The sequence below is a fragment of the Saccharothrix sp. S26 genome (assembly GCF_021390395.1).
Lineage (GTDB): Bacteria > Actinomycetota > Actinomycetes > Mycobacteriales > Pseudonocardiaceae > Actinosynnema.
Genome location: NZ_JAJUWT010000006.1, coordinates 288066 through 302929 on the forward strand (window position 1 = coordinate 288066; position 14864 = coordinate 302929).

Here is a 14864-nt window from a genome sequence, read left to right on the forward strand (position 1 = left end):
CGGCCCGGACCCCGGACAGGCGCTCCGGTCACCGCCGGATGATCGCTCGCCACGCCACGCGAAGCGGGACGGTCTTGGAGAGCGGGAAAACCGGACCACCCGCCAACTGGTCGCGACCGCTGTGCCGACGCACTCAGGTTCTCCGCGACGCGCCCCGCCGGGGAACTCCACCCGTCATGGACATACCCGTGCCGGCGGTCACGTCGCCCTCGACACCCTGCAGTGCGGCGTGGGAGCAGCGCTGCGTGACCAGGACGGCGGGGAGGAGAGCGCCGGGGAGAGCGACGTCGTAGTCGCGCACCGAGCTGAGTCGGCGCAGCTGTGGCCGGCGGCTGCGGCGGTGTGCCGGGTGCCGCCGGCCGGTGGGGCGCGCCGACTGGTGTCAGGCCTCGATGACGACGGGGATGACGACGGGGCGTCGGCGGTGGGTCCGGTACGCCCAGTTCTGCACCTCGCGTGCGATCAGCCGTTCCAGTCCTCCGAAGTCGGTGACGCCGCGTTCGTTCGCGCCGGCCAGGGCTTTCTCGATGGCGGGGATGGCGGAGGCGAAGGTGGAGGTGTCGTGCTCGAAGCCGTGCGCGATGAAGTCCGGGGGTTCGGTGAGCCGACGCGAGTCCATGTCGACGATCGCGACGACGGTGATGGCGCCTTCTTCGCCGAGGGTGCGGCGCTGGGCCAGTGAGGTCTCGGTGACGCCGCCGACGGTCTGGCCGTCGACGTAGACGTTGTGGACCTCGACCTTGCCGGTGATGCGGGCGCGGCCTTCGTGGAGGTCGATGACGTGCCCGTTGGCGGCGATGGGCACTTGGTCGCGGTCCACGCCGGTCTTGATGGCGAGTTCGGCGTTGGCGCGCAGGTGGCGTGCCTCGCCGTGCACGGGCAGGACGTTGGCGGGTTGCACGATGTTGTAGCAGTAGACGAGCTCGCCCGCGCTGGCGTGACCGGAGACGTGGACCTTGGCGTTGCCCTTGTGCACGACGTTCGCGCCGCGGTCGATCAGGCCGTTGATGACCCGGTAGATGGCGTTCTCGTTGCCGGGGATCAGCGAGCTGGCCAGCAGGACGGTGTCACCCTCCTCGACCTGGATGGAGTGGTCGCCACCGGCCATGCGCGACAGTGCGGCCATCGGCTCGCCCTGGGAGCCGGTGCAGACAAGGGTCACCTGGTGGGGCGACATCCGGTCCATGCGCTTGATGTCGACGACGAGGCCGTCGGGCACCTTGAGGTAACCCAGTTCGGTGGCCACGCCCATGTTGCGGACCATGGAGCGGCCGACGAAGGCGACCTTGCGGCCGTGCGCGTGGGCGGCGTCGAGTACCTGCTGGATGCGGTGGACGTGGCTGGCGAAGCTCGACACGATGACCCGGCGCGGCGTGGTGCGGAACACCTCGTCGATGGCGGGGGCGAGGTCGCGTTCGGCGGTGGTGAAGCCGGGCACGTCGGCGTTGGTGGAGTCGACCAGGAACAGGTCGACGCCCTCCTCACCGAGGCGGGCGAAGCCGCGCAGGTCGGTGATCCGCCCGTCGAGGGGGAACTGGTCCATCTTGAAGTCGCCGGTGTGCAGCACGAGGCCGGCGGCGGTGCGGATGGCGACGGCGAGGCTGTCGGGGATGGAGTGGTTGACCGCCAGGAACTCCAGGTCGAACGGCCCGCGCGACAGCCGCCTGCCCTCTTCGACCTCCACCGTGACCGGCGTGATGCGGTGCTCGACCAGCTTGGCCGTCAGCAGCGCCAGGGTGAGCCGGGAGCCGACGATGGGGATGTCGGGCCGTTCGCGCAGCAGGTAGGGCACGCCGCCGATGTGGTCCTCGTGGCCGTGGGTCAGCACGACCGCGACCACGTCGTCCAGCCGGTCGCGCATCCAGGTCCAGTCCGGCAGGATCACGTCCACCCCGGGCTGGTGCTCCTCGGGGAACAGCACACCACAGTCGACGACGAGCAGCTTGCCCTCGTATTCGAACACGGTCATGTTCCGGCCGATTTCACCGAGGCCACCCAAGGCGATGACGCGCAGGGAGCCGGAAGCGAGGGCCGGTGGAGGGGTGGAGGTTCGAGCCATGGTCACACCCTCACGTTACGTGAGAGTGTGAGGGAATCTAAATCGACCCGGTCCGGGGCGCTCAGGCGTGGGGTAGATGAGCGCGCAGGGTGGCGGCGAAGTCCTCGGCGATGCGCAGTTGGGCGCGCAGTTCCTCACAGCGCTCCTCGGCGGTGGCGTGGAATTGCGCGAGGCGGTCGAGGTGCTTGTCGCGGTCGTCGTCCTCGGCGGCGGTCAGGGCGCCGAGGATGGTGAGCAGCTCGCGCATCTCCTCCAGTTGGAAGCCGAGCGGTTTCATGCGCTTGATAACCTGGAGGCGGTCGACGTCGGGTTCGGTGTAGAGGCGGAACCCGCCCTGGCTGCGGGCGCTGGGCACGACCAGGCCGACTTCCTCGTAGTAGCGGATCGTGCGCAGCGACAGGCCGGTCCGGTCGGCCACCTCGCCGATCTGCATGTGCCCGCCCACAAGATTCCTTCCGACGCCGAGTACGCGATCCGCCCATTGTGACACCCGGTGTGACGCGAGAGTCACATTCGTACTCCCGCGACGCACCGGCCGGATCCCAGTCGAGGGAAGAGACCCGGGTGTCCGACCCACGCGATGGAGGGCACGGTCGAATACTACCGTAACGTAAGAGTAGAATCGCCGGCGCCCGTCGAAACCCAGGAGCGATGAGCATGATCGCCGCAGATGTGTTTACCGCCTCACCCGCCGATGTGCTGCGGGAGGCGGATCGGCGGCGCACGTTCGCGGTGATCAGTCACCCGGACGCGGGCAAGTCGACGTTGACCGAGGCGTTGGCGCTGCACGCGCGGGTGATCTCGGAGGCCGGGGCGGTGCACGGCAAGTCGGGTCGGCGCGGTGTGGTGTCGGACTGGATGGAGATGGAGAAGGCTCGTGGGATCTCCATTACCTCGGCGGCGTTGCAGTTCGCCTACGGCGACGCGGTGGTCAACCTGCTCGACACGCCGGGGCACGCCGACTTCTCCGAGGACACCTACCGGGTGCTCGCGGCCGTGGACTCGGCGGTGATGCTGCTGGACGCGGCCAAGGGCCTGGAACCGCAGACGCTCAAGCTGTTCGACGTGTGCCGCCACCGCGGCATCCCGGTCATCACGTTCATCAACAAGTGGGACCGGCCCGGCCGCGACGCCTTGGAACTGTGCGACGAGCTGGTGGACCGCATCGGGCTCCAGCCGATGCCGCTGACCTGGCCGGTAGGCGACGCGGGCCACTTCCGGGGCGTGCTGGACCGCCGTGACGGGCACTTCATCCGTTACGCGCGCACCGCCGGGGGCGCCACCGTCGCCGGACAGGAACGCCTCGACCCGCACGCGGCCGAAGCCCAGGAAGGCGACGAGTGGCGCCGCGCGGTCGAGGAGGCCGACCTGTTGGCCGCCTCCGGCGGGAACTTCGACCTGCAACGCTTCCTGGATGCTTCCGCCACGCCGGTGCTGTTCGGGTCGGCGGTGCTCAACTTCGGCGTGCGGCACCTGCTGGACCTGCTCGTCGAACTCGCGCCACGTCCCGAGCCGCGTGCGGACCTCCACGGACGTGCCCGTGCGCTGGACGCGCCGTTCTCGGCGTTCGTGTTCAAGGTCCAGACCGGCATGGACCCGTCCCACCGCGACCAGGTCGCCTTCGCCCGCGTGTGCTCGGGGGTGTTCGAACGGGGCATGATCGTGACCAACGCCACGACTGGAAAACCGTTTGCCACCAAGTACGTCCAGCAGGTGTTCGGGCAGCAGCGATCCACATTGGACACCGCCTACCCGGGTGACGTGATCGGCTTGGTCAATGCCACCTCGCTGCGGGTCGGCGACACGCTCTACACCGACAAACCGGCCGTGCGCTTCCCCGGGCTGCCCAGCTTCGCGCCCGTGCACTTCGCCGTGGTGCGACCGCTGGATCTGGGCCGTTCCAAGCAGTTCCGCAAGGGCATCGAACAACTCGGGTCCGAAGGTGTGGTGCAGATCCTCCGCTCCCCGCGCCGCGGTGACGGCGCGCCGGTGTTCGCCGCCGTCGGACCGATGCAGTTCGAGGTCGCCGCCCACCGCCTGGACGCCGAGTTCAAGTCACCCGTCCGCCTGGACCGGCTGCCCTACACGGTGGTGCGCCGCCTGACCGACCCGGCCCACCGGGCCGTGGTCGACAACAACCGCGGCGAGGTTCTCACCCGTGATGACGGCACCCATCTGGCGTTGTTCTCCGACTCCACCGCCCTCGGGGTGCTCAAGCGGCTGCACCCCGAGGTGCCCCTGGAGCCTCTCGTCGCGGGCACCGACTGATCCGGCGGGTTAGCCTCGTCGTGTTCGCCGCGGTCAGCGTGGATCGCATCCCCTTCGTGAGGAGTCGCCCTGCCCACGCTCGTCCGCCCGCTGCGCCGTGCGCTCGCGCCCTCGGGTTTCTACGGCTGGCACGTCGTCGGCTGGGCGACCCTGCTGGTCGCGCTCACCGCGCCGGGCCAGACCGCCGCGGTGTCGATGTTCATCGACCCGGTGATCGCCGACCTCGGCATCAGCCGATCCGCCGTGTCCACCGCCTACCTGGTCGGCACCCTCACCGGCGCCCTGGCCATGCCGCTGGTCGGACGCACGCTCGACCGCTTCGGCGCCCGCCGCGTCGTGGTGGTGATCGGACTGGTCTTCGGCGGCACCCTGTGCGCGCTGTCCGCGGTGAGCTCGGTAGTGGGGCTGACGGCGGGCTTCGTCGCCATCCGCATGGCCGGCCAGGGCGCGCTCGGACTGGCCGCGACCACCGTGGTGGCGCTGTGGTTCGACCGCCGCCGGGGTACCGCGCTCGGCCTGGTCAGCGCGATCGGCGCCTCGGCCATCTCGCTGACCCCGGTCCTGCTGGAGGTCCTGGTCTCCGACTGGGGCTGGCGGCGGGCCTGGCTCGCCGAAGGAGTCGTGGTGCTGGCCGTCGTGCTGCCGGTGGCCTGGTTCGCCCTGCGCGACCGGCCCGCCGACCTCGGCCAACAACCGGACGGAGCCACCCTGCATGACGACGAACCGCCTGCGCCGCAGTGGGGAGTGCCCCGTGGTATGGCCTTGCGCACCCCGTTCTTCTGGGTGGTCACGGCCGGGGTCGCGGCCCGCGGCCTGCTGTCCACCGCGATCAACTTTCACCAGATCAGCCTGCTTACCGCACGGGGCCTGACCGCCACCGCCGCGGCGGCCAACTTCCTGCCCCAGACCGCCGCCACCCTCGTCGCCACCCTGGCCACGGGCTTCCTGGTCGACCGCATGCGGAGCCAACCGCTGGTGGCGCTGTGCATGGCCGCCCTGCTCGGCGCACTGGTGCTGGGCACATGGGTGACACCGGGACTGTCGGCGGTGTTGTTCGGCCTGCTCCTGGGCGCTGCCGGCGGCGGCATGCGCACCCTCGAAGCGGCCACCTTCCCCCGCTACTTCGGCACCCGCCACCTCGGCGGCATTCGGGGCGTCGTGGTCTCGGTCAGCGTCGGCTCCACCGCCTTCGGCCCCGTGCTCTTCGCCACCCTGCACGACCTCACTGGCAGCTACACACCGGCACTGCTCCTGGCCGCACCGGTGCCGCTGGCCATCGCCGTGGCCGCCCTGCTGATCCGCCCTCCCACGATCGACGCCGCCGACGAGCCGGTGGTGGCGAACGCGGACGCACGGCCCGCCGACTAACTCGACTATAACGTAAGGGTAGAGTTCGGGGGGGTGATCAGACAATTCGGTCGAAACTGGCTCGCGACCACCGGTGCGGTGCGCCCCATCGCTGACGGGCTGTCGCCGGACGCCGGGCGCGTGGTGTATGTGACCGTCGTGCCGAGGTCTCGTTCCGGTGGGCGTCGGGCGAGCTGGGATGTGCTGCGGGCAGTGGCGATCCTGTTCGTCGTCGTGCAGCACGCGACCTGGGGCGGACCGCTGCTGGTGTCCGAACTCGGCGAACGGCCGTTCGCGCTGGACGTCCAGGTCGGCGCGAGCACGCTGATGGTCGTCTCGGCCTACTTCGTCTGCCAGACCCTCGGTTCCTCCGGCGCCTGGCCGCTGATCCGCAACCGCCTGGCACGCATGCTGCCGCCCTTCGCCGTCGCGGCCGTCGCCACCTGGGCCGTCACGCGGCTGTGGGGCCCGGAAGCGCTGCACCGAGGGGCCGACGACCTCCTCGCGACCCTGCTGGTCCTGCCGCCCGGCCTGTCGCGGGACCTCGACCTGGTCGACCCCAGCTACTGGACCGTGCCGCTCCAGGTCGCCGCCTTCGCCGTCGTGGCGGTCCTGTGGCGTGGCCGGTGGTCGGCGGGGTGGCGACTGCGGGCACTGCTGTGGGTCGCGATCGTCGCACCCGTCCTCAGCAGCGCGCTCGTGCTGCCGATGGACCCCAGCGGCCTGCTCGCCTCGCTGCACGGCTGCACCGGGCCCACCTGTTCGCCGCCGGCGTCGCCCTGTGGCTGTGGGCCACCGGGCGCTCCGGCCACTCCGTGCTGCTCGTCATCCCGGCGGCCGTGGCCGCGCACCACGGCTTGAACAGGCCGCGGCGGGAAGGACCCCGGTAGAAAGCCTTGTACACGGCGAACGCGTCCTTGGCACGCACCTGCCTGCGGACGGCGGCGGTGTCGGCGGCCGTCCACCGGCCGCCACGGTCCAGGGCCTCGTGCTTGAGCAGGTGCACGGCGGCGTTGGCCACGCGGTCGAGCCGCGTGAAGACCGGGAGGTCGGGTGACTCGTCGAAGATGCCCGCGACCCACCCGGACGAGAGCCGCCTGGCCTTCCGCTCGATCCCGGCGGGCGTGAACTCCTCCCGCGCGCGCGAGGTGATCCACTCCTCGAGACGGGCCACGAACTCGGGCGTTGCCTTGTGTCGCATGCGTTCGGCCACCGCCGCGTCGACGTGGTCGAGCAGGGTGACCACCTGTTCGCTGAACGTCTCGTAGTCGGTGACGTCGGCGAGGAACCGCCCGGCGATCTTGTCGAAGTCGATCTCGGCGATCTGCTCCTCGATGAGGGGGTGTCCTTGAAGCGGTAGAGCAGGAACGGCCGAGGTAAAGCGCTTGACCACAGCCTCGGTGTCACGTCAGGGTCGGGCGCCCAGGCGTGGATCAAGAGGAGTCGTCACGTGCCCGGAGTCGTTCAGGACCTGCCGGTCGTCGCGCGGCCTGATGTCGGTCTGGTGGTGCTCGCCCCCCGGTACGCAGGCGACTCGGAGCGTCAGCGTGCAGCCGCGGACGCGGCGCTCGCCGCGTGGTCGGGCGGTCCGCTGCCGGCCGGGTTGGTGTCGTTGAGCGTGTTCACCAGCCTCGATGGCGAGGCGCTGTTGCTGTACTCGCAGTGGGTCGACGACGGGGCGTACGAGGCTCACCGGCGTGGCGCCCCGGGCGGGGAGTGGGACCTGGTCGAGGCCGTACGCTACCGCTTGTTCCGCAGCATGACCGATCAGGCCGGGACGGGTGTGCCGGGCTGCGTCATCACCGGCACGTTCGACGTGGACGGGCCCGAGCGGCAGCGGCACATCGTCGACGCCCTGGCGGAGGTGGCCTCCAGGGCCGAGCCGTTCCCCGGCGCGCTGACTGCGCACTTCCACCTCAGTGTCGACGGCACGCGGGTGCTGAACTACGCGGAGTGGACCTCGCTGGAGGACCACGACCGGGCGATGGACAACGCGGAGCTGGACGAGATCTACCGCGTCAGCCTGGAAACCCCCGGTGTGCGGGCGACCCGCGGACGGGCCTACCGGCTGCACGGCGCCCTGCACGCCGGCTGAGCAGTCCGCGTCGGGTCAGGGAATGGTGAGGTCGAGGCTGGTGGGTAGCGCGTCGAACGCCTCCTCGACCCGGCGCACCAGTGTGGTGATGCCGCCGTGGCCGCGCCTGTCGCCGAAGCCGCGTCCGGCGACCCAGTTCTTCGCACCGCACCGCCAGGCGCCCAGGCACACCTCGCCCAGCAGCCGCAGGCGCACGTCCTCCCGGCCGTCCACACCGAGCTTGGCCTCCAGTTGCTCCACCAGGCGTTCGGTCGCCTTGAGCGAGGTCAGCACGCCGTGGTCGCGCAGCGCCGGCGTGCCCGCGGCGAGCTTGCGGGTGGCGATGAACCGCTGGTCCCAGTCCTCGCCCAGCCCGGTGATCGCGTCGGTCAGGGCCCGGCGACCTGGTCGGCGTGCCGATCGGTGTCGCCGCGCTGCTGACCATGCCCTGGGCCGTCGCCCAGCCGCCGATGTCCGACACGGTGGCGCGTCTGCGCGTGACGCGGCGTCCCCGGCTGCTGGTCTGGTACGCGCTGCTGCTGATCAGCGCTCTGCTGTCCTACTCGCTGGCGGTGTTCCTGCCGCAGCGGCTGGCCGAGATCGGCATCCATGCCCCGTTCCTCGTCGCCGTCTACGCCGTCGTGCTCGCCTCACTGGCGGGCAGCCTCGTCGGTCTGGTCTACGCGTGCCTGCGCACCCGGCTCTCCAACGCCGTGATCGTGCGCCTGGCCGTCGCCGCCTGGGTCGCCTCGCTGGTGCTCTACGCGCTGGTCGAGCACCCTGTGCCGTTGTTGGTCGCTCCCGCGCTGTGGGGGTTGCGCATGGGTCTGCTGTTCCCGGTGGTCACCGTGCCGATCGACAACGAGGTCCCGCCGGCGTTGCGCGGCCGGGCCGCCGCCCTGTCCGGCACCGCCGTGTTCACCGGCCAGTTCTGCTCGCCGCTGGTCTTCGGCCCCCTCATCACCGCCACCACCCCGGCCACCGGCTTCCTCGCCGCCGCCGGCCTCGCCCTGCTGATGCTCCTCGGTGTGTCACTGCTCAGGCCGCGACCCACCGCAGACAGCACCGCAGAGACCCGAGGTGACACCACGCCGTAGGCGGGGTGGTTCAGCGACCGGTCGCCAAGAAGTCGAACGCGTCCTCGACCGAGGATCGCGGGTCGGGATCGCCCGCCTCGATGGCGGTCGATGTCGCCAGGGCGGTGACGGCGGCCATCGCGATCGCCTCCAGTCGTGCGTTCACCGGCCGGCCGGTTCGTTCGGCCAACGCGCGGGCAAGCCGTGATCCGCTGTCCGGGACGCCACGTGCTCCAGCTGTGTAGGGCGTAGCCGGGGCGATCGCCGTCTGCGTTCGGGCGAACGGACCATGCCGGCCCGACTTCGGCAGCACCTTTAGTCCCGCCCGGAGTGCGTGACGCAATGTGGACAGCGGGCTCTCGCCGTGTGGGCGATCGCGGACGAGTCCGGCGAGCAGGCGGTCATAGTCCTCGCGCTCCATCGGCTGCCTCCCGTGCCGGGCCTTGAACCTGGTTGCCGTGTCGAAAACGGTCATATCGGCCATGTCACGGTATCGCCGGCGCGGTGCAGGGCGTTGCCGTCATCCATCCGGCCGTGCTCACCGACTGCCTCGGTGTGGCTCCAAGACCAGGTCGAGTTGTTGGTCGAGCGCTTGGGCGGCCTGCTCGGAGGTGAGGTAGCCGGAGGCGGCGTAGGCCGACAGGCCGGTGGCCGCACCGAGCAGCGCCACCGCCGCCAGGTGCGGGTCGACGTGCGCGGACAGCCTGCCCGCCTTCTGGGCGGCGGTGACCAGGTCGGTGAGTTCGGGGTAGATCTGGTCGGGGCCGGCGGTGTGCGGTTCGGCGGCCAGGGCGGGGTCGGTGAGCGCGAGCGCGGCGTAGGCGGCGTGCACCCGGTACAGGTCCGCGCTGACCGGGTCGTGGGGGAGCAACTCGCGCAAGATCAGCCGGATGCGCTGTACCGGATCGTCGTCCCCGGTGGTCTCGGCCAGGCGGTCGCGCAGCCGCCGCGCCATGACCGCGCGCAGGTGCACCAGCCCGCCGTGCAGCAGCTTCTCCTTGGTGGGGAAGTAGTACTGCACCAGGTTGAGCGACACCCCCGCCTCCGCGGCGACCTCCCGGTACCCGATCGCGTGCAGCGGTCGGGTCCTGGCGCAGCGCACCAACGCCTCGGCCAGTTCCCGTCGACGCTGGTCGTGGTCGACCCGCTTGGGCATCCGTGTCACCGTCCCGTTTCGTCGTACCACCGTACGATAAAAACCGGCCGTCGCCCACCCCAGTCCACCGGAGCGCCGATGACCGACCACCGCGACCGCGTCAAGCCCGCCCCCATCCCCGGCAGGACCTGGGGTATCGCGGCAGTCACCGGGTCGGGTGCGTTCATGGCGATGCTCGACTCGACCGTGGTGTCCCTGGCGGTGGAGTCGGTGCGGGCGGACTTCGACTCCACGCTGCCGGTGGTGCAGTGGACGCTCACCGGCTACCTGCTCGCCCTGGCCGTGTCGCTGCCCGCCTCGGCCTGGCTGGGCGCCCGCCACGGCCACGGCCGCGTCTGGGCGGTCGCGGTCGCGGTGTTCGTGGCGGCCTCCGCACTGTGCGCGCTGGCAGGGTCGGCGGCGGTGCTGGTCGCGGCCCGGGTCGCCCAGGGATTGGCCGGCGGCGTGATGGTGCCGGCCGGGCAGGCCGTCGTCGGCCTGGTCGCCCGTCCGGATCAACTCGGCCGGCTGTTCAGCGCCGTGGGCGCGGTGATCAGCCTGGGACAGGCCCTCGGCCCCGCCGTGGGCGGACTGCTGGTGGAGACGTTGTCGTGGCGCTGGGTGTTCTGGCTCAACGTGCCCGTCGGCCTGGCCGTACTCGCCCTGGCGCCCCGGCTCGTCCCCGGCGGCCAACGCGACCGGAACCGCAGACTCGACCTGGTCGGGATGCTCGCGCTGACCCCCGGACTCGCTTTGCTGCTCTACGGCGCCACCGAGATCGGCACCGGCACCTCCACGACACTGCCCGCGCTCGCCGTGATCGCGGGCGGAGCGCTGACCGCCGGCTTCACCCGGCACGCCGCCCGAGCCACCACCCCGCTGCTGGACCTGGCACTGCTGCGCCACCCCACGTTCGCCACCGCGACCGCCACCGCGGGACTGACCGGCGCGGCGATGCACGCGGGCCTGCTGGCACTCCCGCTGGCCCTCCACTCCCGCACCGGCACGGGCATCACGACCATCGGCATGCTGCTGCTCGCCATGGGCGCGGGCACCGCCGCCGCCCTCTACCTCGCCGGATCGGCCACCGACCGCTGGGGAGCCGGCCCCGTCACCGTGACCGGCGCGGTGCTGCTCACCGCCTCCACCGCACCGCTGATCCTGCTCGACCGGCTGCCCCTACCGATCCTGGTCGTCGACCTGGTGCTACGCGGCGCCGCGCTGGCCTGGACGCAGATGCCCGCGGTCACCGCCGCCTACACCACGGTCACCGCCGAGCGCATGGGCGACGCCACCACCCTGGTGAACATCGTCCAACGAGTCGGCGGAGCCCTCGGCACCGCTACGATCGCGGTCATCCTGTCCCGCATGTCGCCGGACGGGCACATCTGGGCTTTCGGTGCCGTCACGGTGATGTCGGCTGCTGCCATCGCGTCATCAGGCGCGCTCCATCAAGCCACGACCCGCTGTTCCGCGAACGACTGACCCCGGTACGCAGCGGCGCACTTCCGCCCGGTCGACAGACCGGCACCGGGCTGGAGCAGGCCGCGGCCCGGGGGAGCATCGGCAACGCCGCCATCCTGCTCGGACATCCCCACCGGCTTCCTCCGTCCCCGCCACCGCGCCGACAGCGTGCCGTCGGCAACCATCCACCCATCCTTGAACTTCGGAGCCTGATGTCTCCGAGCGGCCCCGAAGTCGAACCGGTGCTGATTCACTGACACATACCCAGCGTCACCACCGACTACGGTACAGAGCCCGCTCGTTGACAGACCCCAACGCAAGATCACACCGTTGGCCTGCCCGATCATCCGACCTAACGAAGTCCTACTAGGTCCTCGCCTACGGTGCTGACGAGTTGGGCAGCGGTGGGGCGGGGTCCCGGCTTCGGCGGTGCCGGCCGCCGCGCTTGACCAGCTCGCCGAGCTGCCGGCCGACGCCCCGGCTGGTGATCGCTTCGCGGTGAACCCGTACCCGCCGGCCACTTGCACCTGGCTCGGCGGCGAACGTTGACTACGCGTCCGAGGTGGGCGCCGGCCCGGATCACAGCAGCTTCAGTCTTGCCGAACGTCTCGTCCTGCTCGGCGCGGGTCATCGAGCCGAACAGGGCTTGCGGGCTACGGGAGTTGCCTCCTTCGAGCCATTGCTCGGAGGTGACCGGGCGCATGGAGCAGCTGCAAGCGCGGGCGCCGCAGGAACCCGGTCACCTTGCGCCGGGACTCGGGTGGGTACCGCTTGGGCGTCGTGGGCTGTCCGGGCTGCTGAGACGAGTGATCATCCAGTACCCGACTCCGTAGAACCGGGTGAGGATCAGCGTGAACGTGGTGGAGATCGGCAGCGATCGCCCACCAAGCCACGCCAGGCGGATCAGCCGGTCAGAGGCGTGTTCGAGTGTCCGGACCGGCGTTCCAGGACGGCCCACACGGTTTTCCCGACCGCGTGGCGCACGGCTCCCCACCGGTGGCACAACCGGTCCACGAGCACCATTCCGCGACCACGTGTCACCCGCACCGAGGAACGACCCACGATCGGCACCTGTGGTGACAGGTCGGTCACCTCGATGCGGATCAGGTTGCGGGCGCGGTGCAGCCGGACGTGCAGGGGATGCCGGCCGTGCTCGTAGGCGTTGCTGACCAGCTCGGACACCACCAACCTCGCGTCGGCGATCTCGTCCTCGGTCAGGTCCGACAGGACTTCGCCGGTCCACCGCCGCACCGCGGCCAGCTCAGGCACGTCACCGGTCAGTTCGAGCACCAGCGGTTCCGATGACCGGGCGGGCCGGGGTCTGGACGGGTTCGAGGTGTCCCCACCGTCGATCATGGCCGGCGTCCTTCCTGCTGGAGACCTCGGAGCGTGGTGATCTGTTACCCCAACGGCTGATCGACAACACCAGGCCCGTGATCACCCGGTACGGTCCACCAGCCCATCACGACCATGCGGGACGGGCTATCCGTTGCCGGGCAGCGGTCCGGCGCTGGCGCAGGTGAGTTCAGCCCAGACGGTCTTGTGGTCGGCGTGCGAGGTGACACCCCAGTCCTTGCACAGCCGATCCACGATCATGATTCCCCGGCCCCGCAGGTCGCTGATCCGGGAATGCCCCAGGACAGGTCGATCGGGGGAGGCGTCGTCCACTTCGATGCGGACGAAGCAGGGGTCCAGCGAGCGGAACAGCCGCAGGCGGCATGGCGGGAGGCCGTGGTCGTAGGCGTTGCTGACCAGCTCGGTCACCACCAGCAGGCAGTCGTCGAGTTCGTCGTCGGTCAGATCGGTCAGCGCCTCGGCCGTCCACCGGCGCACCAGCGACGGCACCGCCTCGCCCAGGTCGAGTTCCCAGGGTCTTGCGAGCGTGTTCGGTTCCCCAGCGCCCACTGCATCACATCCCGTCATGGGAAACCCCGAACCTACACGCGGGATGCCGGGAGAGCTATACCCGACACGGTGCCATTTATAACCCGAGACCGTCGTTCGTGATAACTTCGTGATGTGAGGGCCGCGCGGTCTCCACCCTCCCACCGCCATTGCGCCGGTGGGGACCGCGTCGATCTCCTGTCTGTTTACCTCTTTCAGGTTGTCGGGGCTGATCAAGTGCGGTGCGCCGGGCGGGTGCCGGACCTCGACCGCGGCGAAGCAGGACTCGACGACCGGGTTGTCGTGGTGGGACCAGCCGCGCGAGCGGGCGATCCGCGTTGTGGCGCGGGCGCTTGCCGAGCGGGCCAGGAGTGTGGGCGGCGAGGTGGCCGATCTGCTGGACGCGTTCGCGCAGGAGGCCGGGTACAGACGGATGATCATCGCGGCGGTGCCCCAGGTGCCGCATCAGCGTGGCGGCCTCGGCGAAGTCGACCCACTCGCGCCAGGGGCCGGTCCTGGACGCGGCCGGTGACCGGCGCCGACAGCGGGCACGGCCGCCGCGCCACCAGCGCGGCCAGTCCGTGCCGCCGGGCGAACCGGTCGATCTGCATCGGGCTCGCCCCGGTGGTGGCAGCTCGCCCCGGATCCGGCCGTAGCCTCCAGCCGGTGTTCTTCCGAGCCATCCGTTCGATCAACGCCACCGTGGTGCCGTCGACTGGTGGGCGTCCTGTCCGGTTCGGGCAGGTCCACTTCTTCGTGACCATGCGTCGATGCCACCGTGGTTCTACTGGACGGCTGGTTGCAGGGCAAACAGCGCGCATGGGTGAGCGGAGGCGCTCGCGGGGCCCGTATATGCATCTAGGGTTGCGCTTGCGTTCTACGGCGGATGTCGACCTCGGAGTACCAGCACCGGTACTCTTCCCGGTTGTGGGGGAGTACGAGCGGGCGTTCTGCGGTCGTCGGTTCGACGAGCTGGTATCGCTGCTGCGCGCCACGGAGTCGTGGATGACGGGCTGCGTGTAGGAGTTGCCGGTCATCCCACCGGGCCGGGTCCGGCTCCGGCTGCACGGCGGACCAGTTCGGCCCACACGGTCTTGCCCGTCGAGTGGACGTCGACACCCCACCGGTGCGCCAGGCCGTCGACGAGGATCAAGCCGAAGCCCCGTGTCCCGCCCCATCGGGAGACGCCGGGGACGGGTAGCTCGCGGCACGCGTCCTCGACCTCGATCCGCACCGTCGACGAGGCCGTCGACCTCCAGACCCTGACCCCGACCGGGGACCGCCCGTGGCCGTGGGCGTTGGCCGTCAGCTCCGCGAGGACGAGCCAGGCCTTCTCCGCGCAGTCCTCGTCTTCGCGGTACAACGCCGCGCGCACCCACCGCCGCAGCTCTTGCGACGTCGTCCGCCAGGCCCGCAGGTCCATGCTCAACACGAGCCGACCCCGTTCGCCCCCACGTCCGTCACCCCGCGCCTCGGGGCCAACCTGCTCGACCGCACTCATTGCCTCGACCTACCCGGGAAGTCCGATCTCCACACCGACCCCGGCGGCTCGTGTCG

Annotated in this window: 16 protein-coding genes; 8 read left to right on the forward strand and 8 right to left on the reverse strand. The window is 70.8% G+C overall.

Features of this window, described 5'->3' with window-relative positions; genetic code table 11:
- Positions 1-382: 382 nt before the first annotated feature.
- Together LZG04_RS11900 and LZG04_RS11905 are read right to left on the reverse strand one after the other, a co-directional pair.
- Positions 383-2059, reverse strand: a complete 1677-nt coding sequence (locus LZG04_RS11900; RefSeq protein ID WP_233815885.1) for a ribonuclease J — start codon at positions 2057-2059, stop codon at positions 383-385.
- Between the two features lie 61 nt (positions 2060-2120).
- The gene (locus LZG04_RS11905) at positions 2121-2492 is read right to left on the reverse strand and encodes a MerR family transcriptional regulator (RefSeq protein WP_233816061.1); all 372 of its coding nucleotides are present in this window, start codon (positions 2490-2492) and stop codon (positions 2121-2123) included.
- A 224-nt stretch (positions 2493-2716) separates the two neighbouring features.
- Here LZG04_RS11905 and LZG04_RS11910 point away from each other — a divergent pair, with 224 nt between their 5' ends.
- From LZG04_RS11910 to LZG04_RS42455, 5 genes are all read left to right on the forward strand, one after another.
- Positions 2717-4327: a peptide chain release factor 3 gene (locus tag LZG04_RS11910; protein WP_233815886.1), complete on the forward strand. Its 1611-nt coding sequence runs from the start codon at positions 2717-2719 to the stop codon at positions 4325-4327.
- Between the two features lie 153 nt (positions 4328-4480).
- Positions 4481-5695 (forward strand): MFS transporter, encoded by a 1215-nt coding sequence (locus LZG04_RS11915; RefSeq protein ID WP_267936132.1) that lies wholly within the window; start codon positions 4481-4483, stop codon positions 5693-5695.
- A 78-nt stretch (positions 5696-5773) separates the two neighbouring features.
- On the forward strand, positions 5774-6535 hold the full coding sequence (locus LZG04_RS11920) for an acyltransferase (RefSeq protein ID WP_233815887.1): 762 nt from the start codon (positions 5774-5776) through the stop codon (positions 6533-6535).
- A gap of 331 nt (positions 6536-6866) precedes the next feature.
- Positions 6867-7034 (forward strand): hypothetical protein, encoded by a 168-nt coding sequence (locus LZG04_RS11925; protein ID WP_233815888.1) that lies wholly within the window; start codon positions 6867-6869, stop codon positions 7032-7034.
- A 90-nt stretch (positions 7035-7124) separates the two neighbouring features.
- Positions 7125-7769 carry an antibiotic biosynthesis monooxygenase gene (locus LZG04_RS42455; protein WP_233815889.1) on the forward strand — a complete coding sequence of 215 codons (645 nt, stop codon included), beginning with the start codon at positions 7125-7127 and terminating at the stop codon, positions 7767-7769.
- 15 nt (positions 7770-7784) lie between these two features.
- Here LZG04_RS42455 and LZG04_RS11935 read toward each other — a convergent pair whose 3' ends face one another.
- Entirely contained in the window at positions 7785-8042 is a 258-nt protein-coding gene (locus LZG04_RS11935; protein ID WP_233815890.1) for a hypothetical protein, read from the reverse strand.
- Positions 8043-8161: 119 nt separating this feature from the next.
- Here LZG04_RS11935 and LZG04_RS11940 point away from each other — a divergent pair, with 119 nt between their 5' ends.
- Positions 8162-8845 (forward strand): hypothetical protein, encoded by a 684-nt coding sequence (locus LZG04_RS11940; RefSeq protein ID WP_233815891.1) that lies wholly within the window; start codon positions 8162-8164, stop codon positions 8843-8845.
- A gap of 10 nt (positions 8846-8855) precedes the next feature.
- On the opposite strand, the gene LZG04_RS11945 is transcribed toward LZG04_RS11940, so the two are convergent.
- Together LZG04_RS11945 and LZG04_RS11950 are read right to left on the reverse strand one after the other, a co-directional pair.
- A complete protein-coding gene (locus LZG04_RS11945) occupies positions 8856-9299 on the reverse strand; it encodes a hypothetical protein (protein WP_233815892.1) in 444 nt (147 codons plus the stop codon).
- Positions 9300-9362: 63 nt separating this feature from the next.
- The gene (locus LZG04_RS11950; protein WP_233815893.1) at positions 9363-9980 is read right to left on the reverse strand and encodes a TetR/AcrR family transcriptional regulator; all 618 of its coding nucleotides are present in this window, start codon (positions 9978-9980) and stop codon (positions 9363-9365) included.
- A gap of 78 nt (positions 9981-10058) precedes the next feature.
- Between LZG04_RS11950 and LZG04_RS11955 the strand changes: the two genes are divergently transcribed.
- Positions 10059-11444 carry an MFS transporter gene (locus tag LZG04_RS11955; RefSeq protein ID WP_233815894.1) on the forward strand — a complete coding sequence of 462 codons (1386 nt, stop codon included), beginning with the start codon at positions 10059-10061 and terminating at the stop codon, positions 11442-11444.
- 882 nt (positions 11445-12326) lie between these two features.
- On the opposite strand, the gene LZG04_RS11960 is transcribed toward LZG04_RS11955, so the two are convergent.
- On the reverse strand, positions 12327-12779 hold the full coding sequence (locus LZG04_RS11960) for an ATP-binding protein (RefSeq protein WP_233815895.1): 453 nt from the start codon (positions 12777-12779) through the stop codon (positions 12327-12329).
- Positions 12780-12905: 126 nt separating this feature from the next.
- Entirely contained in the window at positions 12906-13268 is a 363-nt protein-coding gene (locus LZG04_RS11965; RefSeq protein ID WP_233815896.1) for an ATP-binding protein, read from the reverse strand.
- Positions 13269-13485: 217 nt separating this feature from the next.
- On the opposite strand from LZG04_RS11965, the gene LZG04_RS11970 reads away from it, so the two are divergent.
- Entirely contained in the window at positions 13486-13839 is a 354-nt protein-coding gene (locus tag LZG04_RS11970; RefSeq protein ID WP_233815897.1) for a hypothetical protein, read from the forward strand.
- Between the two features lie 501 nt (positions 13840-14340).
- On the opposite strand, the gene LZG04_RS11975 is transcribed toward LZG04_RS11970, so the two are convergent.
- Complete coding sequence (locus LZG04_RS11975; protein WP_374202809.1) at positions 14341-14730, reverse strand: ATP-binding protein; 390 nt, start codon at positions 14728-14730, stop codon at positions 14341-14343.
- Positions 14731-14864 lie beyond the last annotated feature (134 nt).

What these genes read in the sequence shown, in the direction of transcription:
- LZG04_RS11900 (WP_233815885.1), bottom strand. Translation starts at nt 2,059, where the DNA reads ATGGCTCGAACCTCCACCCCTCCACCGGCCCTCGCTTCCGGCTCCCTG.
- LZG04_RS11910 (WP_233815886.1), top strand. Translation starts at nt 2,717, where the DNA reads ATGATCGCCGCAGATGTGTTTACCGCCTCACCCGCCGATGTGCTGCGG.
- LZG04_RS11905 (WP_233816061.1), bottom strand. Translation starts at nt 2,492, where the DNA reads ATGCAGATCGGCGAGGTGGCCGACCGGACCGGCCTGTCGCTGCGCACG.
- LZG04_RS11955 (WP_233815894.1), top strand. Translation starts at nt 10,059, where the DNA reads ATGACCGACCACCGCGACCGCGTCAAGCCCGCCCCCATCCCCGGCAGG.
- LZG04_RS11960 (WP_233815895.1), bottom strand. Translation starts at nt 12,779, where the DNA reads ATGATCGACGGTGGGGACACCTCGAACCCGTCCAGACCCCGGCCCGCC.
- LZG04_RS11950 (WP_233815893.1), bottom strand. Translation starts at nt 9,980, where the DNA reads ATGCCCAAGCGGGTCGACCACGACCAGCGTCGACGGGAACTGGCCGAG.
- LZG04_RS11945 (WP_233815892.1), bottom strand. Translation starts at nt 9,299, where the DNA reads ATGACCGTTTTCGACACGGCAACCAGGTTCAAGGCCCGGCACGGGAGG.
- LZG04_RS11975 (WP_374202809.1), bottom strand. Translation starts at nt 14,730, where the DNA reads ATGGACCTGCGGGCCTGGCGGACGACGTCGCAAGAGCTGCGGCGGTGG.